Raw genomic sequence first — 20,363 nt, 5'->3', positions numbered from 1 at the left:
ATATACAATATCCAGACTTTGTAAATAATCCTGATGGCCAAAAGTAATATGTTTTTCAACTGTAAATTACTCCCAGAACAATTCGGAAGTTTGTAATCCGTTTATAAAATCTTTGGCGGGAACTCTCTTTTTACCTTCCATCTGGAGTTCAAGAATTTCAAGGGCTCCTGTAGCACAGGCAATAAAAAGCCGTCCTTCTATAACCTGAACTTTTCCCGGTGTTTCTGATGTACCTGTTTCGGCAAGAACCGTTTTGAAGATTTTCAGTGTTTTATTTCCGTTTTCCGGCCAGGAAGTCCAGGCAGTAGGGTAGGGAGATAACCCACGAATGAAATTGTGTACTGCTTCAGCTGTCTGATTCCAGTTGATTTTACAATCTTGTTTGAAAATTTTAGGAGCATCTTTTAGTTCATCCTCCACATAGGCAGATTGCGGTGTGCCTTTGGCAGTATTTTCGAAAATTGACTGTACGGTTTCAAGCGTTACTTCAGCACCTAAATGCATCATGCGATCATGTACTTCTCCGGCAGTTTCATTTGGACCGATAGGCATACTTTTGCGTTGAATGATCTCTCCCGTATCAATTTCCTTTTCAATAAAGAAAGTTGTAACTCCTGTTTCCTGTTCACCGTTCATCACGGCACGATTAATAGGTGCTGCTCCTCTGTACTGTGGAAGAAGAGATCCGTGAAGATTTATCGTTCCCAAAGGAGGCATACCATATACGGCTTCGGGAAGCATTCTGAATGCGATAACGACGAATAGATCCGCGTTGTATTGAGCTAACTGCTCCAGAAATTCAGGATCTTTCAGTTTTACAGGTTGTAATACGGGGAGGTTGTATTGCAATGCACATTTTTTTACGGCAGATTCAGCTAGTTTCTGACCTCTTCCTGCCGGTTTGTCGGGTATAGTAACCACTGCGGCAATAGAGATATGATTTTTGACTAAATGTTCCAGAATTGTGGCTGCAAATTCTGGAGTTCCCATAAAAATTATGCGTTTTTCTTTCATGCTATGCGTCCGGTTTTTGTCCAGTTAAAAAAGCGAAGATACACCAAAGATACAATACCCAGGGTGGCAAAGTAGATATATTCAACATACCAGATGCCGACGATATCCCATTGCAAAATGTATATAAACAGGTAAGCGGAGGAGAGGTAAACTCCTGTTGAAATGGCTTCGATAGCGAGTGAAGCCATTGTATTTCCGGAACCTGCTACCGTATTAAAGTAGACAGAAGTCAATCCAAAAACGAAAATTGCAGGTGCAACCTGTTGTATGATGTACACACTATCTTCCAAAACAACTTCGTTGGGATTGATCATGGAAATCAGAAAATCAGGATATAGGATCGCTCCGTGGAAGAAAATAAGTAGCGTAACTGTAACCAGCAACTGTATCCTTCTTTGTACGAGTGGAATTTCACCTGTCCTGTCGGCTCCTATAAACTGACTAATATACGTCTTGGTTGTGGCGGCAAAACCAAAAATAGGGACAAAAGCGAGGAAATAGATAGATCGTATATTCTGACTGATTTCAAGGTTATGACCTCCCATTTGTTCGATCCAGGAAAAGAAAACAGTCCAGGTACCTAATGTAATACAGCCCTGTAACATAAGTGGCCACCCAATCGAGAAGAGTGTCTTAAGGGCGTGCAGGTCAAAATGAAAGTTTTTAAATAAATTATATTCCCGAATCCATTTTCTGAGTAGAAAATAAAACAACAGGAAAAGAAAAACAGTAACTTCTGCGAGTACAGAAGCCAGTGCAGCTCCTTCCAGTCCCATTTGAGGAAGTCCTAATTCCCCAAAGATAAGCCCGTAATCAAGTATAATGTTGACAGCACTCATCAGAATGGAACTGACAAATACAATTTGTGTTTTTCCCGTAGCCATAAGGAAAGACATCAAAGCAAGGGAACTGAGGCTGAAGAATAAGGCAAAGCTCCGGATTCCAAGAAATTCTCCCTGAGCTTCTGCAATAGCAGAACTGTAGGAATAATCCAGTAATAGTCCGGGCATTACCTGACTTAGAATGAGGTAAAAGATGAGTGCCAGTAATAACAGAGACAGTACCCCTGTTTGAAAAAAACGGGGAAGTACTGAAAGTTCATTTCTTCCAACGAAACGTGCTTTCGTAATTTGCATAGAGTCTCCGAAACCTGCTGCAATCATATAAAATGTTACATACAAAAGTCCTGCATTTCCGGCGGCATCAAAAGATACCGAATCCAGACGAGCCAGAAAAGCCATGTCCGTTATTAATACAATAGACTGGACAAAATTACCTACCATAAGTGGAAAGGCAACCTTTAATATCGATAGATACCCTGTTTTAAGCATACAGCTGTTTCTTATAAAACTTCAACTACAAGACCTTTCAGGTATTCTCCTTCCGGGTGAAATGCGCTGATAGGATGGTCTGCCGGTTGGTGCAATTGTTCCAGTATTCTGACATTTCTTCCGGACTCAATCGCTGCGGCAATAATTGTGTTGGTAAATAATTGTTTATCGACAACCTGTGAACAGGAGAAGGTAAACAAAATACCTCCTGATTTGATTTGGCGCATGGCGTGTGCATTCAATCGTTTATATCCCTGAATTGCTTTGTGTCTTGCATCGCGATGTTTAGCAAATGCAGGAGGGTCCAGCACCATGATATCATAATCTTCTTCCAGTTCTTTCATGTAATTCATAGCATCAGCTACAATGGACTTGTGTCGCTCTTCCAGCTTATTAAGACTGACGTTGTCTTCAGTAAGAGCAATGGCTTTCTTCGAGCTGTCAAGTGAATGAACCAATTCTGCTCCGGCAGCCAATGCGGTAATAGAGAAACCACCTGAGTAACAAAAAGTATTCAATACTTTTTTACCACGGGCATATTTGGCTAATAAGGCTCTGTTTTCGCGCTGATCTACAAAAAATCCGGTTTTCTGACCGTTGATCCAATCTATATGAAAAGCATGTCCATACTCATAAGCTGTATGAGGTGTTTGAGCTGTTCCGAACAAGTATTCATTCGTTGCATTCACTCTGGCAGGCAGAGTATCAGCACTTTTGGTATATACCGCTTGTAACCGGTCTCCGAAAACAGCCTGAAGAGCATCAGAAATTTGGTCTTGTACTTTGTACATACCGATACTGTGACATTGAATAACAGCAACACCATTAAACCAGTCAATGATCAAGCCGGGAAGATTATCTCCTTCTCCGTGTACCAAACGACAAATAGAGTTTTCGTTGTCAAATAGTCCGGCTTTTTCTCTCAATCTTACGGCAAGTTCAACACGTCTTTTCCAGAAATCAGAATCAATGTTCTCCTCCTCAAGGAAACTAAGTACACGAACTGTAATTGTACCATTTTGATAATGCCCTTTTGCCAGAAAACGACCTTTCTCGTTCAAAACTTCCACGATATCACCATCTTCATAAGCCGATGTGATCGTTTTTACTGCTCCTGAGAAAATCCAGGGATGGCGACGAAGGATACTGGCTTCCTTTTGTTTTCGAATAATTAGACTCATACGAGTGCAAAATTACGAATAAGGAATGATTTGTAGACCGAAAAAACAACGGACTATTCAACAGCTCTGTAGTCGAGCAGCGTAACGTGTCCTCTGCGTGTGATTTCGTTCCCGTTTCCGTCTTTAAGACGAAGAACATACATATAAACACCTTCCTTGGCTATGCTTCGATCACGCGTAAAGCCTTCCCACCCTTGTGCAGGGTCATTGGTACGAAAAATGGTTTGTCCCCAACGGTCAAAAACAGTGAACTCATAATTGGTGAAATCAAATAAATTGACCACCGGACGGAAGATCGGATTTTTACCCCCAACAGTAAAGGCATTGGGAATGTAAATCAATGGTTCTAGCACTTCACAGGAAGAATTAGAAGTACTTGTTTCGCTTATGTTTAGTGCATTGGTTCCTTCTACCGCTACTACGAAATAACAAAAACGACCATTCGAAGTAGAAAGATAATCTTCCACATTGTCCTCATAACTGCGGGAGTTGGGAGGTAGGGTAGCTATCGGAATCGGGTCTATAACATTGGTTAGTCCCATTACCCCACGATGTATCTGGTAACCGAGAATGGGTCCTTTCCAGTCTTTATATAAACTCCATTGCAGGTAAACTTTCATATTGTTGTCATCCGCAAATGTTTCCAGGAAAATCGTTTTACCGATGTTGGAAGCAAGGCTGGGACGACCACAACTGTCAATTGCCACAACCCGGTAGGTATAACTCTGTTTGGAAGGATTAACTTCTTCGTCAATGAACAGTTCTTCAGTTGCAGTTACAGTTCGTGTTTCAATGTCCTCAAATACTTCATCCTTTTCATCCCAACGTTGTAGAATAAGAGCTCCATCATTAATAGGAAGACTGGTTCTGTGTTTAATCAATACTCCATTTTCCTCAACCGTAGCGGTTGATAGATAGTGAACATCGGGATCATCCGGGCTTACGATATCAAGGCAGATACTATTTGAAAAAGCTGTTTTTCCTTCGTTCGATAAGGCTTCGATAACAAAACAATAACGTGTGTCTGTCTCTACATCTATGGAAATGGTACTTTCTGATGTTGTTTCCAATTGTGTCCACAGATTTCCTGAAGAATAGCCAAATATCCGATAGGTTTCAACCCCTTCGTCCCAACTTGCATATTCAGTCCAGCTAAGGTCGACCTGTTGGTCACAGATATCTAACTCACCACTGAGAAAATTGGTGCGGTGTACATTTGCTTTTGCCGAAGTCTGAAAAGTAGGGGGGATTTGTGGAGTATAACAACTGTCAAAAGCAGCTACAGAGAAAGAAAGGGGACCGTCTCCCGTAGGAAAGTCTCCGGTAGAATACGTCGTCGATCCGATTCCCCACAATGTGTCCAACTCGGTGTAAAAACCATTTTCATCCTGCGCATACACAATGTATCCATAGGTATCAGGAGCTTCGTTTTCGTTCCAGGTAATCTGAATTTGTCCGGAAAGTGTATCAATAGAAACCGAATAAATTTCAGGGATGTTTGGCCCGATCTGATCTTCAAAATTGTCTCCGTCTGTATTGGAAACAAAAGAACAGGTCTCAGTTGGTAAACTAACCCTGTAATTCAGGAATGCCGAGCATATATCTATTGTATCTGTATGACTGGTTAAGCCAAACCGGACAGAGTCTACAACTGTCCAGGTTCCGGTGGGATATTCCCGCTCAATGTAATAATAGTCATTCCAGTTGGGAGACTGTGGTGTAGAAGGTGTGTTCCATTGGATAACAGCCGTTCCGTTTCCGGGGTTGTTTAATACCATAAAAAGAGAAGAAATCGTATCGGAAGAAACTGCTGTAGCTCCGTTACATCCACTTTTTGTGATAACATAATAGTCTTTTGAGGCTGTATTTCCCCCGGCTCCTACATGAACAAATGTATTGGAAGTGATTGTATTTTGTGTTGCCAGTAAACCATCCTGAATACTATAAATTTCGTAGCTGTCAAATGCTCCCCCCTGATTTGTTGCTTCTTCCCATGTAATACGCATATCCCCATTGGGTTGTACCTGAATACATTCAATTTCGGAAGCAGGGAGTACACTACTGTTTTTTACGTTTACAGTCACAGTAGCATAACGAACAGCCGGAATTTGACAAAGGTCATCTTTAACTTTAAAAACAAATGAATAAGGGACGCTGTTTTGTGCATTTCCTGTTGCTCCGATCAGGTGATTACAGTCTGTCTGCCACGAAAAATCAACTTGTGCGGAGGGGGTACCACTTACCGGAATGGGAGTGTTAAGCGTAGCGCAGGGAGGATTAGGACAGCCTGCAGCAGCGTTGGTATAACCTGCACCGAATTGAGCACCTGAGGCAGTTATTTCAACCGATTGAGGGTTCCCGTCCTGAAGCAGATCGAAATCTTCCGCATAGATGGAAAAGTTAACAGGATCTCCTGCAAAAACATCAATTTCGTAAGAATTTCCAGCAAACGGAGCTGTTACCTGAGGGGGAGCATTTGGTGTGGCACAACTTTCTACAATAACCTGAATTTCACGCTGTATTTCGGAAATAAGAGTTCCGTTTCTGTAGGATTGTACAAGTACTTTTAAAGCGTAATTTCCAATTGTAAATGAAGTAAAACTCAATTCTCCGGTCTGGGCATCAAGCGCTGCAGGAATGTTTCCCGGGTTGATGGTAGCATCCGGAGTTGGATTATTATATGCAAATCCGGGTTCAAAAGCAACCGGAGCAGGATCAGAAGGAGGAGTATAAGCTGTGGTGATTAAATCCAAAGGAACGCCCCATGAAAAGACCATCGAATCCAGATCCGGGTCATACGAGTTTTGATTGTAAACAAAAGGAGTACCTGCGCAGGCAACTACAAACGGGTTTTCAAAGAACCGGGGAGATGAATCATTACAGGTTCCGTTCGCTCCGGTAGAAAACATTTTGGCAACAACTGTAATCCCAACATTTGTAGGATTCTGAATATTTGTGAGATTCTGGCTTCGTGAAAAACTCTCATACGTAAAAATCCAACCCGACGCTCCCGGATTGCCGGGGAGCATAATATTGGAACTTCTGTAGGTTATTTTCTCAAGCGCACCGCTTCCATTTCCGGCATTAGGTCCCGAACCACATGAAAAGGGTAGAGGACCACCTCCAACTTGTGTACAAGAGGGAGAAAGATCCTCCCGCTGGACAAAACTCACACCAATACTATTAACAGAAGGATGATTCCAGACATCAATCGTTTCTACACCTGTTGATACGTCAAAGCCATTACAATCCCTGTAAACGACAAGTTCAAAAATATAGGAGCCATTTCCCTGACAGGTCCATGTGATTTCTCCTCCCATAATGTGAGTTGACCGGGAAAGAAAAGGAATAAGCCCGGTTATCAAAATCAATACTATGTAGCTGTATAGTTTTGTCATCTGATGTAAAAACGTGAAATTGATAGTTTTCGTATGGATAACGTGTATTTTCAGTGTAAGTTGCTTACCCGACAGTTATGATTGAAAATGTTTCCCATTTCAGATACTTCTGAGCCAATTCCCGGATTTGTTCAGGAGAAATGGTTTGTATTGTTTTCATATACGTATCAAAATAGGTCGTATCCAATTCATACCAGTTCAGAAAAAGAAACTGATTCATCATAGCAAACGGTCCGTCTGTACTTTTTAGCATTTGCCCGATCATATAGTTTCTGACCAGTTCCAACTCTTCTTCGGTAACCAGCTCTGTTTGCAAGCGTTCAATTTCATGCCTGATCTGGAAAAGAGCATCTTCTTTTACTTCAACACCGACTTCCGTAGCAATGTAAAAATATCCCAGGGATTTCATCGAAACAACTCCGGAACCGATTCCATACGTATAGCCCTTGTCCTCGCGGATATTTGACATTAATCTACTGCCGAAATAGCCTCCTAACAACGTGTTTACTACGTCAAAGGCAATATAGTCGGGATGTTCGGGAGTGAAAAGCGGTTTTCCGATACGAATGGCAGTTTGGAGTGCTTTTTCTTTTTTCTCTTCGAAAAATCCTGTTTCAGGGTCGAGTTCAAATGCGGGGGGTGTCGGAATATTGATTTTCAAAGGTGACAGGTCGTTTATCAGCTTTTCTTTGAATGTGTCGTCAAGATTTCCAACAACATTGACATCCATCAGGCATTGTTTGAAGTAGCTTTCGTAAAAATCAATACAATCCTGACGACTGATCTCATCAAAATCCGGTATGTCTGCATTGCTGTCAAACGGAGTTCCCTGAAAAAGGCGATTTATGAAAAGCTTTCGGGCTTTCACCGCATTTTTCTCCATATTGACGATAAACTTCTGTTTTTCTATCGCCCGGTGCCTTTCAAATTCATCTTCAGGGAATGTAGCGTTGAAAAACGCATCTATAACAATGTCGAATATAGAAGCAATGTTCTTTTTTAACCCATAGATAGTTAGTGAACTGCGTTCCATTGCCATTTCACTTTGTACATAACCGCCAAAAAAGTCAATAGACTCCTGTATTTCCTGTTGTGTTTTTGTTGCAGTTCCGGACAGTAACAAATCGGCTGTAAATCCAGCTTGTAGAGATCTGTTCTGGTACATCTTTCCGGCAGCAAATTCAAGTGTGATTTTTACGGCATCTTCGGGAATATTCTCGATGAAATAAAAAGGTATTCCCGAATCACTAGTTCTGGTTGACGGAGTAGCTAACTGAATGTGTTCAGTAGAGTATATTTCAGGGGCTTTTGTTCTATCAGTCATATTTCAGGATTTCTTGGCAATAACTTTTAAACAGGAACAGTTTGTTTTGGTAAACAGAGCAGGTAGTAAAGACTGAATCTGCGTGGTGGTTACTTTCTCGTATTCCTGATGCTCTGTATTTACCGCATTTGCATCTCCGAGTAATTCCATAAAAGAAAGATTCATAGCACGCGGTAAAAGTCCCATATCAGAGAATGTTTTTCCGGTTTCCCATTTATTTCTGACTTTAGCCAGTGTGTTTTCAGATACACCCTTTATTTTAAGTTGTTCAAGGGTTTCCCACAAAACTGTATCCACTTCCTCAAAAGTGCTTGTATCTTTTAATTTACCGGAAATGATCAGTAAACCGTTATCAATTGAACCCGTAATATAGCACGAGATTTCTGTCGTTAGTTGTTTTTCCGACACAAGTGATTTGTACAGAACCGAAGACTTACCTCTTCCCAGTATGTCAGAAAGAAGATCAGTTGCATAATAAGCACTTTCATTTCTTGCTCCCATTTTAAAAGCATAGTAAAACGCATGGGCCGGAACAGTTCGTTCTATGGATAATTCGCGATATTCCGTTTGAACAGGTTCCACCGGCAAGTTCCTGAAAGGTTTGGTAACAGAACTGATATCTCCGTACCATTTATTCACCTTATCCTGTACATAGGCCGATTCAAAGTTCCCGGCAATCGTCAGAATAGCATTGGAAGGGGAGTAGAATCGCGAAAAGAAAGACCGTACATCTTCCATTGTGGCGTTTTCAATATGACTGATCTCTTTACCAATAGTAGCCCACCTGTATGGGTGAACTTTATAGGCAAGCGGACGAAGTTGTAACCAGACATCTCCATAAGGTTGATTCAGGTAACGTTGTTTGAACTCCTCAATAACCACGTTGCGTTGTACTTCCAGACTTTTGTCCGTAAAAGCAAGACTCACCATTCTGTCAGATTCCAACCAAAGAGCCGTTTCAAGATTTTCTTTGGGTAGAACATCATAATAATTGGTGATGTCGTTCGAGGTAAAAGCATTGCTTTGTCCGCCGGCGCGTTGTAAGGGAGCATCAAAATCCGGAATATTCACTGATCCTCCGAACATGAGATGTTCAAAAAGATGTGCAAATCCGGTTTGCTCAGGACTCTCATCCCGTGCTCCTACATCATATAGTGTATTAACAACAGCCATAGGGGAAGTTGCATCCCTGTGGAAAAGAACCGTCAGACCGTTGTCCAGTTTGAATTTTTCGAATTGAATCATAAATGTTACCAGTCGAATTTATCAGAAAGTAATTCTGTACGTGCTTGTTTGTATTCGCTGAGAAGTTCGCGCATGATCTTTTCAGCAGGTAAAATAGTATCGATTAAACCGGAAATTTGTCCGATTTCCAGTTCTCCTTCTTCCAGATCCCCTTCAAACATTCCTTTTTTAGCTCTTCCGCGTCCTAAAAGAGTTTTCATTTCGTCTGGAGAAGCACAGTTTTTATAAGCCTCTTCTACTTTTGAGAAGAAAGGGTTTTTTATCAGGCGTACCGGAGTAATTTCTTTTAACGTCAACATCGTATCTCCTTCTTTTGCCTGAACAACACTTTCTTTGAATGCCTGATGAGCGCTGGATTCTTCCGAAGCTACAAAACGGCTTCCGATCTGAACCGCATCTGCACCAAGAGCCATAGCGGCAAGCATTCCTCGTCCGGTTCCGATCCCTCCGGCAGCAATTAAAGGAATATCCAGCGCTTTTTTGACCATGGGGATAAGGCAAAGTGTTGTCGTTTCGTCACGCCCGTTATGTCCACCTGCTTCAAATCCCTCTGCCACCACAGCATCTACGCCTGCTTCTTGTGCTTTCAGGGCAAATTTTACGGATGATACAACATGAACTACTTTAATTCCATGTTCTTTCAGTTTTCCGGTCCATGTTTTCGGGTTTCCTGCAGAAGTGAAAACGACAGGAACTTTATACTTGATAATTGTTTCAATATGTTTATCAATATCCGGGTATAACATGGGAAGGTTAACGGCAAAAGGTTTGTTTGTAGCTGCTTTACACTTTTTTACATGATCTTCCAGTATTTCGGGGTACATCGAACCGGATCCGATGATTCCCAGACCACCTGCATTAGAAACTGCTGAAGCAAGTTCCCACCCTGAACACCAGATCATCCCTGCCTGAATAATGGGATAATCGATCGAAAAAAGTTCTGTTATTCGGTTTGCCATTCTGAAGAATTTTCTGTTTGCGCAAAAATAACAATTAAACCGGATTAGCGGAAAGAAGAGCTAAATGCTAAATTTCCTGTGTTTTAGGAATTTTGCCACACAAATGGTTATATTTGTAGGAGATAGAAATATGCTCAGTTTGAAGTCGCTGAAAAACATTTATGAATTATACAAAACCATGGAACGGGAAAACATTATGTTGTCGTTCAAGGGAATAGTGACTTCGGAATTACTGACTTCTGTTTTACAGATTATGGAATCGAAAATGGAGCATATTGAACAATCTCCCAAGGTTCGTAAAAAAGTGTTTAATGTGTTGGTAGAATGTTTGCAGAACCTGTACCATCATATTGATCCTGATGATTTGAAAACTGGTGATTTTCATGAGTCGGATGCCGCACTTTTTATGATAGCGCGCAATGTGGACAGTTATGAGATAAAAACGGGGAATTATATTCCGGTTCATCAGGTGTCAGGATTACGGACTAAATTGGAACTGATTAATTCAATGTCCCGGGATCAACTGAAAGAATATTATAAGGAAGTACTTACCGGGGGAGAGGTTTCAGAAAAAGGAACGGCAGGATTGGGAATGATTGATATTGCCCGGAAATCTGGAAACAAACTGGATTACGAGTTTTTACCGATTGATTCGGATGATAGTTTCTTTTGTTTAAATGTAAAAATTGCTTAACGAAATAAATGATGAATAACATGGAAAACCTGGTAATTGATGGAACAGCAAAGACACCGACTGTAAATTTCGATAAAGGTAACGGGGTGCTGGTTCTGCAAGGCAGATCAATTCCTGAAAATTCAATAGATTTCTTTAAACCGTTAAATGAGTGGGTAGACACCTATAGTGTGGCTCCGCAACCGATTACAACAGTCGATGTCCGGCTTGAATATTTTAATACTTCCTCCTCAAAATGTATTCTCGATTTCTTTAAAAAACTGGAAGCATTGAACGGAAAAGGTACAGATGTAAAAGTAAACTGGTACTTTGAGGAAGATGATGAGGATATGGAAGAGGCGGGAGAAGACTACCAGGCTATTATATCTCTGCCGTTCCAAATGATTGAAGTAGAGGAGATTTAATATGAGTTCTCCTCTAAAAGTTGGAATAACCGGAGGAATAGGCGCCGGAAAAACATTTGTATGCAGGGTACTCGAAAAAATGGGGTATCCTGTTTTTTATTCGGATAAGGAGGCGAAAGAATTAATGAATGTACATCCCGGTATTATTCAGGAAATAACGACACTTATTGGAGAGCAGGCGTACGCAGATGGTGAATTAAATCGTCCTTTTTTGGCGGAAAAAGCATTTGAGAATAAAGATTTACTCTCCCGTATTAATGCAATTGTACATCCTCGTGTACGAGAAGCTTTTGCTAATTTTGTGGAACAGAACGCCGGGTTGAAAGGAATTGTTTTTAATGAAGCAGCTATTCTTTTTGAAACAGGAGCTTATAAGACGTTTGATGCAACCGTCTTGATAACAGCTCCGGAATCTGTTCGCCTTAATCGTGTTGTTGAGCGTGACACAATTCCTGAAGGACAGGTTCGTTCCCGTATGAATAATCAATGGAAGGATGAGGAAAAAGCCAAATTGGCCGATTTTGTGATTCACAATGACGGTACAACTATGTTATTACCGCAGATAGAAAATATGCTTATAAAACTCACAGAAATAGGTAAACGAACTTAAAAGTCAACGTCCAGATTGAACATACGCTGTAACATGTTCAGGTTAGGATTCTTTTCAGCCAATGCTTTAAATTTATCAATCCCACTATACAGACTATTGGCTGTTTTTTGTTCTTCAACGACTTTGAAGTCCAGTTTTATCGACCAGTTATTTAATTCCTTCCGAACAAACTGAATCAACTCACCTTTTTCATTTTCCAGAGTGCTGAGTTGTATGGTATTGTCCAGTTCAAATAAAATATGATTATCACCGATAATCCTGGGATCACGCTTTATAAGTGTAGAATGAAGGCTTGGACGTCCTTCATTTTGAATTTTATAGGCGAAACGTTTCCAGGCCATTTTCAATTCATCTATCCCGAAAGGTTCACTGGGGCGATTGGAAAAATCCTGGGTTTCTTCGTTTTGTTGGCTGTTTTCCTGTTGGTTAAAAGACTGTTTGAGTGAAAAATTGGTGGTATTTAGCTTTCCTGTTGGTGCAGCAAGTATTTTTTTCTCCTTCTTTTTGAACATCGTTTCAATACTCACCGTATTTTCAACCGGCTTAACAGGAGTTTTTCGTACTTTTTCTCTGATTTTCTGACCCGTAAAGGGAATAATGTCTACCCGGTCAGTCAGGCCTTTTTTTTTTCCAGTTCCTCCTTCAGGGAGCAAAGTTGCATAAGTGCCAATTCTACCAGTAACCGTTGATTCTTTGAGGATTTGTAATCAACATCCGCTTTGTTCAAAACGTGTAACGAACGGAGTATCGAATGTGTGTCTGTTTCTTTCGACTGCTCAATGTATTTTTGCTGAATCGTTTCTCCAACTTCCAGTAATTCTTTTGTCTGGGGATCTTTACAAACCAACAGGTTTCTGTAGTGCTCAGCCAATCCTACGATAAACTGATGTCCGTCAAACCCTTTATCCATGATTTCATTGAAGAGAAGAAGTGCCCCCGGTATATTAGCTTCATTAGCAAATCCAGTTGCTTTGAAGTAATAATCGTAGTCCAGAATATTCAGGTTGTCTAAAACAGCCTGATAGGTAAGGTTATTACCGGAAAAAGAAACAATCTGATCAAAAATAGACAAAGAATCCCGTAATGCTCCGTCAGCTTTTTGAGCAATAAGGTGCAACGCGTCAGGGTCTGCTGTTATATTTTCATTGACAGCTATTTTCGATAAATGATTGGCTATGTCTTTAACTTTGATCCGGTTAAAATCAAAAATTTGACACCGCGAAAGAATCGTGGGAATAATCTTGTGTTTCTCCGTTGTTGCCAGAATAAAAATAGCGTGCTTCGGAGGCTCTTCAAGCGTTTTCAGAAATGCATTGAATGCAGCTGTAGAGAGCATGTGAACCTCGTCAATGATATAGACCTTATGCGAACCTAACTGGGGAGCAATACGCACCTGATCAATAAGGCTGCGGATGTCGTCTACCGAGTTGTTGGAAGCCGCATCCAGTTCGTAAACATTTAATGAACTTCCCTCATTAAAGGATTTACACGACTCACACTGGTTACACGCTTCAATATTTTCTGTTCGGTTGAAACAGTTCAATGTTTTTGCGAGAATACGGGCAGTACTCGTTTTCCCGACCCCTCTTGAACCACAAAATAAGAAAGCCTGTGCAAGGTGATTGTTTCGGATAGCGTTTTTCAGTGTAGAGGTAATAGCATGCTGACCAACGACAGTATCGAAGGTTTGCGGTCTGTATTTCCTTGCTGAAACAACAAAATTATCCATGCTTCAAAGTTAATTATTTTTATGGCTTGCTCCTTCGAAATAGAACAAAGTTTTTAACAACCGGATTTTCTCTTTTTTCAGGGTTTCTCTTCCTGTGCACAATCAAAAATTTTGTCCAGTTGGATTCGTTCAATGCGATTTCCGGTACTAAAGAAAGAGGAAATCATGGCTTTGGCTATATCATCCCCGGTAGCCGGTTTATATTTCTTAAATAACCCGATAGTGTTAAAGAAACGGAGCATTTTGACAGAAATTTTTTCCATAAGACGTTTGTCTTTTCGGACTCCTGTAATAGGACCGGGTTGTAGAATTCTGATCTTCGAAAAAGGAAGTTGTTGAATAGCATCTTCCAGTTCTCCTTTAATTCGCGAGTAGAAAATAGAAGAGGAGGAAGATGCACCGAAAGAAGAGACAAGTACGTAATTTTTTACTTCGTTTTCGGCAGCTGTACGAGCTGTTTCATATTGATAGGTATAGTCAACTTTGTATTGGTTTTCGTTGCTTCCTGCTTGTTTTCTCGTTGTTCCCATGGCCGAAAAGAGAACATCGCCCTGAACCAGTCCTTTCCAGGTATCGGGAGTTGTAAAATCGACCTGGTGTGCCGTTAACTTCGGATGCGAAAAATCCGGTTTTTTTCTTGAAAAAGTGATCACTTCAGTAAAGCGATTGTCTTCCAGTAATTGTTTCACTAAAGCTTGTCCGCTTACTCCTGTAGCACCAATTACCAATGCTGTTAACTTACTCATTTTGTTTTGGGAAGATTTCGCACGTAGATAAGCTTATTTCGTCCTTTCTGACTATCCCGGGTTTCTATTTCAAAACGTCCGATTGAATCAATAAGGGGCGTCAATTTTTCGAATCCATAGTTTCTGGAGTCAAAATTAGGCTGCTTTTTCAGTAAAAGTGTACCTACATCTCCCAGAAAAGCCCATCCTTCTTCATCTGCTGCATCAGAAATGGTAGCCGTGATTAACTTGATGACTTTAGGAGTAATTTTATCGACAGATTTCTGTACAGACTTCTCTGAAGTTCTTCTGTTTCCATTTTCAGGGGTGTCTGTTTCCTGAAGGATTTCGAGATAAATGAATTTATCACAGGCAGCAATGAACGGATTGGGTGTTTTCTTTTCCCCCATTCCATATACTTTCATTCCTGCTTCCCGCAGCCGCGTAGCCAATCGGGTAAAATCCGAATCGCTGGAAACCAGGCAAAAACCCTGTGTCTTGTTGGAATACAGAATATCCATTGCATCAATAATCATAGCAGAGTCGGTCGCATTCTTTCCGGAAGTGTATGAATACTGCTGAATAGGGGTAATGGCTGCTTCAAGAAGTACATTTTTCCACTTACTCAGTTGGGGTTTTGTCCAGTCTCCGTATATACGTTTGATGGTTGGATTACCATATTTGGCAATTTCCAGCATCATGTTTTCAATATATTTAGAAGGTATATTGTCACCGTCAATCAGGACGGCTAAATTGAGATCTTTTTCCATGTTTGCTAATTTACACTTTTTTGAGCAAAGAGTGTCTAAGGAAATCCAAATCACAGAACAAAGAGTGATTGACCCAAAATATAGTTCTTATCACTGAGTTTCTTGAAAAGATATTCAGTAGCCGAATCAGGGAGAAAAGCAAGCAAAAGAATAGTACCGGAATGATTGACAGGCAGATTCAATAATTCTGTTTCCGTTGCAATGGTTTTAACCTGAAGAGTATAAGTTGTAAGAATCGATTGTGCGAGTTTCACTTTAGAGCCACGCCCTGCAATAAGGATACAGCTATCGGTAAAGTGTGCTGCAAAATGCTGTAGTTTTAACTGAAAAAAAGATTTTTGTTCATAGATTAACGAGTTACGAGAAGTTCTTTCACTGTGTTCCCGCCACAGATGGGTTGTTTTGTTTGTAGAGATTATGGGGATTCCTGCCCGAAACCATCTTAATACCAAATCATAATCTTCCGGATAGGTTAATTTTTCAAATCCTCCGATACGGTCTATACAATCTCTGTGGCAGAGCCAGTTTGGAGAAGCGATAACACATTCGCGAAAAACCCAGTCCCAGTGTGTATGCGTACTACACAAATGATTCAACCAATCTTCATACTTCTGATAGCCTTCAGATAAACCACCTTCCGAAAAATAGCGGACTTTTCCTGTTGCAATAGATGCTGGATGGTTCTCCAATAAGTGATAGAGTGTTTCGAGTTTGTCTTCCGGCATAAGATCATCTGCGTCCATTCGCGTGATGAGTTGCCCGGTAGCTCTTGAATAGGCAAGTGTAAGCGCAGGAATAATACCTTCAACAGTATTAGAGAGAACAGTTATCCGACTATCCTGTCGGGCCAGTTGTTGTAAAATATTCAGTGTTTCATCTGTGGAATGGTCGTCTACGGCAATCAGTTCCCAGTTTTGAAACGTTTGCTTTTGTATCGAAGAGATACAGGCCGAAATATAATCTTCTTCATTTCGGGCAGTGAGCACTATGGATATTTTTTCAGGCATAAAAAAACCGTCCCTTTCGAGACGGTTTCAAAGTTACAAACTCTTTTATCTTATTTGATGATTTTCATCTCTTCAATTAAGTTGGTTGCACCGGCATATTTATCAACGATGAACAATACAAAACGAATATCACAAACAATAGTTCGCTGGATATTTGGCTCAAAGTAGATGTCTCCACTCATAGCTTCCCAGTTTCCGTCAAAAGCGGTACCAATCAGGTTCCCTTCTGCATCAATTACAGGGCTTCCGGAGTTACCACCTGTAATATCATTATTCGTCAGGAAGTTTACGATCAATTTTCCGTCTTTATCAGCATATTGTCCGTAATCTTTGTTTTTCCATAAAGTACGAAGACGCTCAGGAACGGTAAATTCATAATTTCCAGGAATTTCTTTTTCAAATATTCCGTCAATAGTTGTTACATAATCATACGAAACAGCATCTTTAGGTTCGTAAGGAAGTACCTGTCCGTAGGTCAAACGCATTGTGGAGTTTGCGTTCGGATAGAATTTTTTGTCCGGTTGCATTTCACGAAGTCCTTTTACAAAAAGACGGTAGGCTTTGTCTTGTTTCTCGCGGGCTACCATTAGCTCTTCACGACTGTTTACTTCACGAATGGATGTAAGAACAGAAGAAACCAACTGATAAAGAGGTTCTTTATCTAATGCCTTTTTAGTAGGGTTTTCAAGGAACGTGTCAAATTTATCTTTGTTGAAGAACATAGATGTTTTTCTGACCTTAGCGACAAATTTAGAGAAGTCTCCCTTTCCTTTTTTACCTACTGATAGAATATATGCTGCTTGCTGGTCTTCAGGAAGTTCTTTGTAATAACGGCTGTACATTTCAGCAATGATTTCAGCTTCAATATCAGCATTGAATTTTTCAAAGAAAGCTTCACCGCGCTCTTTCATGTTGGCAACATTGGCTTTAATCATATCAGCATCTCCTTCTTCAAGAGCGTTTCCAAGTCCAAGCATACGGTACGCAAACAGGTTGACATCAACAGAGAAAATTGCTTCATTGATAAATACAGAGAAAGCATTGTATTTGTCTAAAACTTTGTAAGATTCTTCCATGTCAGAAAGAACAGTTGCATACTCAGCTTTTCCTTTTGCAAATGCCGCAAATTTTGCTTCTAATGCTTCTTTCTTCCCCTGAACATTATTGTTTTTCAACTGCTCAGTTTGTCCGATGAAATATTTCCAGTAGTTCGCTACCTGAGCGTATTTTGAAGCATATTTCAGGTGAACAGCCTCGCTTTGATCCATGTATTTTTTCATGATCTCAAGCTTCTTGGCGCGAAGTTCAACACGTTTTGGCTGATCCAGCGTAATGGCTTGCTTTACACCAAAAGAAGATAGGAAACGGTCAGTAGATCCAGGGAATCCCATAACCATAGCGAAATCTCCTTCATTAACTCCTTTCAGAGAAACAGGAAGGAAGTGTTTCGGTGTCAGAGGATTGTTTTCTCCTGAAAACTCAGCAGGCTTGTTTGCTCCGTCCGCATAAACACGGAACATAGAGAAATCACCTGTATGACGTGGCCATACCCAGTTGTCTGTATCATAACCATATTTTCCGATATCCGAAGGAGGAGCTCCAACCAAACGAACGTCTTTGTAGGTTTCTTTTACAAAAAGGTAGAATTCGTTTCCTTCGTAAAAATCACGCACGAATGCTTCATAATTTGTTCCCTCAATTGCTTCGTCAGTAAGAATCTTAGAGATTTCTCGAATTTTCATAGCCCGTTCCTGAACAGACATGTTTTCGTTCAGTTCTTTTGTGATGGCCTCGGTAACATCCTCCATACGGATGATAAATGTTGCTGTAAGTCCCGGAATCGGAATCTCCTGATCCAGTGACTTTGCCCAAAAACCATTTTTCAGGTAGTTACTTTCCTCCGAAGAAGCTCCGGCGATAGCATCATATCCACAGTGGTGGTTGGTTAGCAATAGCCCTTTGTCAGAGATTACTTCTGCTGTACAGAATCCTCCAAAGGATACAATAGCGTCTTTCAACGAAGCGTTATTTATGTCATAAATTTGCTCCGGAGTCAATTTAAGACCGTGTTTTTTCATGTCCTCATAATTCCTGTTTAACAGGAAAGGAAGCCACATACCTTCATCAGCTTTCAGGAAGGTCGTGAAAGTGATGGTAAGTAATAAAAAGAAAGCTTTTAAATTCTTCATTTGGTTTTTATTTATTTACTACTAATCAGTTTAACAAATTCTTTTCAATTTGTTAAAACACAATTGGCAAAAATAAAGGGTTTTCCCGTATTTCGGGAGAAAAGACGAGGTAATTTATTCACGAATGACCGGAGTTGTCAACAGAGAACCGTTTGAGAGTTTGTGTAAAATTGTGTATTGTTGACTCATTTCTTCTTTGTTAAAAGCTTCCGGTTCAAATAAAATGATCGGTTGGTAACCGTCTGTTATCAGGTTGTATATTACCGGTTCGTTCGGAATAAAATCAAAGGAGGGAACTCCTGTGAAAAAGGTATAGGAAGGGTGGAGGTGTTTGGGGGTATTGAAGAAAATGGACGATTTTTCAGAAAATGCTAATTGTTCGATTTCCATAATCTGATCATAGTGTTGCTTATTTTGGTTGAAATAGTACTGATGTTCTCCGGATGTTTTCGGAAAATGTATGTTTCTGAATTCCTGAAGTCTAAGGTTGTGAAAGGAGACGAAAAGAAGAACAAGCCCCAAAATTATTCGGGTAATGACAGGAGAGAAGCGTTGTTGGATCGATTTTCCGATTTCTGAGATGAAAAACGCCAGTAGGTAGTACAGTAGAAAGAAGACCATAAAAGTAAACAGCGGCATTTTCGTTTGGGCGATTGAAAAGAAAAGAAATACAGCCAGTATCGGTATAGAAACAAATATTCGTCGGGAATTGTCTTTTTCTTTAATTAGAAAGAAAAGGAGTAAACCAAGCCATACTATGAATACAGCGGGAAATTGAATTTTCAGATATTGGTGCCGTAAATTTTTGAGATAATACCAGGAGTCACCACCATGTCCTTCCACAACAGAGGAGAAGTGAAGTTGATTCAATTGTATTTCGTGTACATACTCGGCCGGAAACTGATAATAACAGTACAATTGCCAGGGTAATACGATAAGTAAGGTAATGATGAATGCTGTAATAATGTGCTTAACGCGTTGTGCGGTAATTCCTTTTTGTACAATAAGAAGAAACCAGGGGAGGAATACGATTAGTCCGGTTAACCATTTGGTCAGTACGGCCATTCCGGCAATTATTCCGATGCAATACATCATCTTTTTTTTGTCGTTAAACCAGTATTCGGAAAGCAACCAAAAAGAAATAAGTACCAAACTGACAAATATGGCGTCATTATGATCTGTTGTTTCCTGCCCGGTTGAAAGATTATTGGCGATAAACGAGGTAGACAGAAGTACAGCAAGTACAAGACCAGTAAAATTACCGGATAAGTTTTTACCAAGTCTATACCCACCGAATATAGCAAACGAACTCAATAGGATAGAGGGAATTCGAACAGCAAAGGCAGTAGAACCGAATAGTTTGATGGAAAGTGCCATCAACCAAAGGAAAAAGGGCTGTTTATGTAGCCAAATATGGGCGTAATTCCAGTTGGTAGTATTTGTTATACTGTCAATGGAGGGGAATAACATCGGTGTAAAGGGATGCTCAGACATGTTTTTTGCTACCAGAGCATGAAACTGTTCGTCCCATATGTGAAGAAAGCTCTCGTTGGATGCTATGAAAAACCTTAGCAGTAAACTAAGCAAACAAAGTAAGAAGACTAAATAACTACTTTTCATGTTTCTTTAATCACGTACTTACAATGTTGCAGGGATTGTAAATTAACGTATTATACGTATCAAATATATCATTTATATTCCTGTAGGACTTTTTTTGCTCCCCAATTTTACGGTAATTTATTATCGCTAATGTGGCAGATGTTTTCTTCTTCTGTTCATTTTA

At 40.3% G+C, this 20,363-nt stretch carries 17 protein-coding genes; 3 read left to right on the top strand and 14 right to left on the bottom strand.

Features of this window, described 5'->3' with window-relative positions; translation table 11 throughout:
• Window positions 1-66: 66 nt before the first annotated feature.
• From fmt to AC4PL9_RS04745, 7 genes are all read right to left on the bottom strand, one after another.
• Window positions 67-1,014, bottom strand: a complete 948-nt coding sequence (fmt, locus tag AC4PL9_RS04775; protein WP_491603634.1) for a methionyl-tRNA formyltransferase — start codon at window positions 1,012-1,014, stop codon at window positions 67-69.
• A complete protein-coding gene (locus AC4PL9_RS04770) occupies window positions 1,011-2,345 on the bottom strand; it encodes an MATE family efflux transporter (RefSeq protein ID WP_491603633.1) in 1,335 nt (444 codons plus the stop codon). Before AC4PL9_RS04770 ends, fmt begins: the two co-directional genes overlap by 4 nt.
• A gap of 11 nt (window positions 2,346-2,356) precedes the next feature.
• Window positions 2,357-3,526, bottom strand: a complete 1,170-nt coding sequence (locus tag AC4PL9_RS04765) for a class I SAM-dependent rRNA methyltransferase (RefSeq protein WP_491603632.1) — start codon at window positions 3,524-3,526, stop codon at window positions 2,357-2,359.
• Window positions 3,527-3,579: 53 nt separating this feature from the next.
• Window positions 3,580-6,924 carry a T9SS type B sorting domain-containing protein gene (locus tag AC4PL9_RS04760; RefSeq protein WP_491603631.1) on the bottom strand — a complete coding sequence of 1,115 codons (3,345 nt, stop codon included), beginning with the start codon at window positions 6,922-6,924 and terminating at the stop codon, window positions 3,580-3,582.
• 64 nt (window positions 6,925-6,988) lie between these two features.
• Window positions 6,989-8,248, bottom strand: a complete 1,260-nt coding sequence (locus AC4PL9_RS04755) for a M16 family metallopeptidase (RefSeq protein ID WP_491603630.1) — start codon at window positions 8,246-8,248, stop codon at window positions 6,989-6,991.
• Window positions 8,249-8,251: 3 nt separating this feature from the next.
• Complete coding sequence (locus AC4PL9_RS04750; protein ID WP_491603629.1) at window positions 8,252-9,493, bottom strand: M16 family metallopeptidase; 1,242 nt, start codon at window positions 9,491-9,493, stop codon at window positions 8,252-8,254.
• A 5-nt stretch (window positions 9,494-9,498) separates the two neighbouring features.
• On the bottom strand, window positions 9,499-10,452 hold the full coding sequence (locus tag AC4PL9_RS04745) for an NAD(P)H-dependent flavin oxidoreductase (RefSeq protein ID WP_491603628.1): 954 nt from the start codon (window positions 10,450-10,452) through the stop codon (window positions 9,499-9,501).
• 130 nt (window positions 10,453-10,582) lie between these two features.
• On the opposite strand from AC4PL9_RS04745, the gene AC4PL9_RS04740 reads away from it, so the two are divergent.
• From AC4PL9_RS04740 to coaE, 3 genes are read left to right on the top strand one after another with little or no spacing between them, the layout of a single operon-like run.
• On the top strand, window positions 10,583-11,146 hold the full coding sequence (locus tag AC4PL9_RS04740; protein ID WP_491603627.1) for a SiaB family protein kinase: 564 nt from the start codon (window positions 10,583-10,585) through the stop codon (window positions 11,144-11,146).
• Between the two features lie 8 nt (window positions 11,147-11,154).
• On the top strand, window positions 11,155-11,550 hold the full coding sequence (locus AC4PL9_RS04735; RefSeq protein ID WP_491603626.1) for a DUF1987 domain-containing protein: 396 nt from the start codon (window positions 11,155-11,157) through the stop codon (window positions 11,548-11,550).
• A 1-nt stretch (window position 11,551) separates the two neighbouring features.
• Entirely contained in the window at window positions 11,552-12,160 is a 609-nt protein-coding gene (coaE, locus tag AC4PL9_RS04730) for a dephospho-CoA kinase (protein WP_491603625.1), read from the top strand.
• Here coaE and AC4PL9_RS04725 read toward each other — a convergent pair.
• From AC4PL9_RS04725 to AC4PL9_RS04695, 7 genes are all read right to left on the bottom strand, one after another.
• The gene (locus AC4PL9_RS04725; protein WP_491603624.1) at window positions 12,157-12,813 is read right to left on the bottom strand and encodes a DUF8439 domain-containing protein; all 657 of its coding nucleotides are present in this window, start codon (window positions 12,811-12,813) and stop codon (window positions 12,157-12,159) included. The genes coaE and AC4PL9_RS04725 overlap by 4 nt on opposite strands.
• Window positions 12,774-13,889 (bottom strand): DNA polymerase III subunit gamma/tau, encoded by a 1,116-nt coding sequence (locus AC4PL9_RS04720; protein ID WP_491603623.1) that lies wholly within the window; start codon window positions 13,887-13,889, stop codon window positions 12,774-12,776. Before AC4PL9_RS04720 ends, AC4PL9_RS04725 begins: the two co-directional genes overlap by 40 nt.
• 77 nt (window positions 13,890-13,966) lie before the next feature.
• Window positions 13,967-14,635 carry an NAD(P)H-binding protein gene (locus AC4PL9_RS04715; RefSeq protein ID WP_491603622.1) on the bottom strand — a complete coding sequence of 223 codons (669 nt, stop codon included), beginning with the start codon at window positions 14,633-14,635 and terminating at the stop codon, window positions 13,967-13,969.
• Window positions 14,632-15,384: an NYN domain-containing protein gene (locus tag AC4PL9_RS04710; protein ID WP_491603621.1), complete on the bottom strand. Its 753-nt coding sequence runs from the start codon at window positions 15,382-15,384 to the stop codon at window positions 14,632-14,634. Before AC4PL9_RS04710 ends, AC4PL9_RS04715 begins: the two co-directional genes overlap by 4 nt.
• A 50-nt stretch (window positions 15,385-15,434) precedes the next feature.
• Window positions 15,435-16,391 carry a glycosyltransferase family 2 protein gene (locus tag AC4PL9_RS04705; protein ID WP_491603620.1) on the bottom strand — a complete coding sequence of 319 codons (957 nt, stop codon included), beginning with the start codon at window positions 16,389-16,391 and terminating at the stop codon, window positions 15,435-15,437.
• A gap of 50 nt (window positions 16,392-16,441) precedes the next feature.
• On the bottom strand, window positions 16,442-18,580 hold the full coding sequence (locus tag AC4PL9_RS04700) for a S46 family peptidase (RefSeq protein ID WP_491603619.1): 2,139 nt from the start codon (window positions 18,578-18,580) through the stop codon (window positions 16,442-16,444).
• A gap of 114 nt (window positions 18,581-18,694) precedes the next feature.
• Window positions 18,695-20,200 carry an ArnT family glycosyltransferase gene (locus tag AC4PL9_RS04695; RefSeq protein WP_491603618.1) on the bottom strand — a complete coding sequence of 502 codons (1,506 nt, stop codon included), beginning with the start codon at window positions 20,198-20,200 and terminating at the stop codon, window positions 18,695-18,697.
• Between the last annotated feature and the right edge of the window lie 163 nt (window positions 20,201-20,363).

The organism is Wandonia sp., from assembly GCF_984588085.1.
This window is presented reverse-complemented; position numbering and strand designations above follow the sequence as displayed.

What these genes read in the sequence shown, in the direction of transcription:
- fmt (WP_491603634.1), bottom strand. Translation starts at nt 1,014, where the DNA reads ATGAAAGAAAAACGCATAATTTTTATGGGAACTCCAGAATTTGCAGCC.
- AC4PL9_RS04770 (WP_491603633.1), bottom strand. Translation starts at nt 2,345, where the DNA reads ATGCTTAAAACAGGGTATCTATCGATATTAAAGGTTGCCTTTCCACTT.
- AC4PL9_RS04765 (WP_491603632.1), bottom strand. Translation starts at nt 3,526, where the DNA reads ATGAGTCTAATTATTCGAAAACAAAAGGAAGCCAGTATCCTTCGTCGC.
- AC4PL9_RS04760 (WP_491603631.1), bottom strand. Translation starts at nt 6,924, where the DNA reads ATGACAAAACTATACAGCTACATAGTATTGATTTTGATAACCGGGCTT.
- AC4PL9_RS04755 (WP_491603630.1), bottom strand. Translation starts at nt 8,248, where the DNA reads ATGACTGATAGAACAAAAGCCCCTGAAATATACTCTACTGAACACATT.
- AC4PL9_RS04750 (WP_491603629.1), bottom strand. Translation starts at nt 9,493, where the DNA reads ATGATTCAATTCGAAAAATTCAAACTGGACAACGGTCTGACGGTTCTT.
- AC4PL9_RS04745 (WP_491603628.1), bottom strand. Translation starts at nt 10,452, where the DNA reads ATGGCAAACCGAATAACAGAACTTTTTTCGATCGATTATCCCATTATT.
- AC4PL9_RS04740 (WP_491603627.1), top strand. Translation starts at nt 10,583, where the DNA reads ATGCTCAGTTTGAAGTCGCTGAAAAACATTTATGAATTATACAAAACC.
- AC4PL9_RS04735 (WP_491603626.1), top strand. Translation starts at nt 11,155, where the DNA reads ATGATGAATAACATGGAAAACCTGGTAATTGATGGAACAGCAAAGACA.
- coaE (WP_491603625.1), top strand. Translation starts at nt 11,552, where the DNA reads ATGAGTTCTCCTCTAAAAGTTGGAATAACCGGAGGAATAGGCGCCGGA.
- AC4PL9_RS04720 (WP_491603623.1), bottom strand. Translation starts at nt 13,889, where the DNA reads ATGGATAATTTTGTTGTTTCAGCAAGGAAATACAGACCGCAAACCTTC.
- AC4PL9_RS04715 (WP_491603622.1), bottom strand. Translation starts at nt 14,635, where the DNA reads ATGAGTAAGTTAACAGCATTGGTAATTGGTGCTACAGGAGTAAGCGGA.
- AC4PL9_RS04710 (WP_491603621.1), bottom strand. Translation starts at nt 15,384, where the DNA reads ATGGAAAAAGATCTCAATTTAGCCGTCCTGATTGACGGTGACAATATA.
- AC4PL9_RS04705 (WP_491603620.1), bottom strand. Translation starts at nt 16,391, where the DNA reads ATGCCTGAAAAAATATCCATAGTGCTCACTGCCCGAAATGAAGAAGAT.
- AC4PL9_RS04700 (WP_491603619.1), bottom strand. Translation starts at nt 18,580, where the DNA reads ATGAAGAATTTAAAAGCTTTCTTTTTATTACTTACCATCACTTTCACG.
- AC4PL9_RS04695 (WP_491603618.1), bottom strand. Translation starts at nt 20,200, where the DNA reads ATGAAAAGTAGTTATTTAGTCTTCTTACTTTGTTTGCTTAGTTTACTG.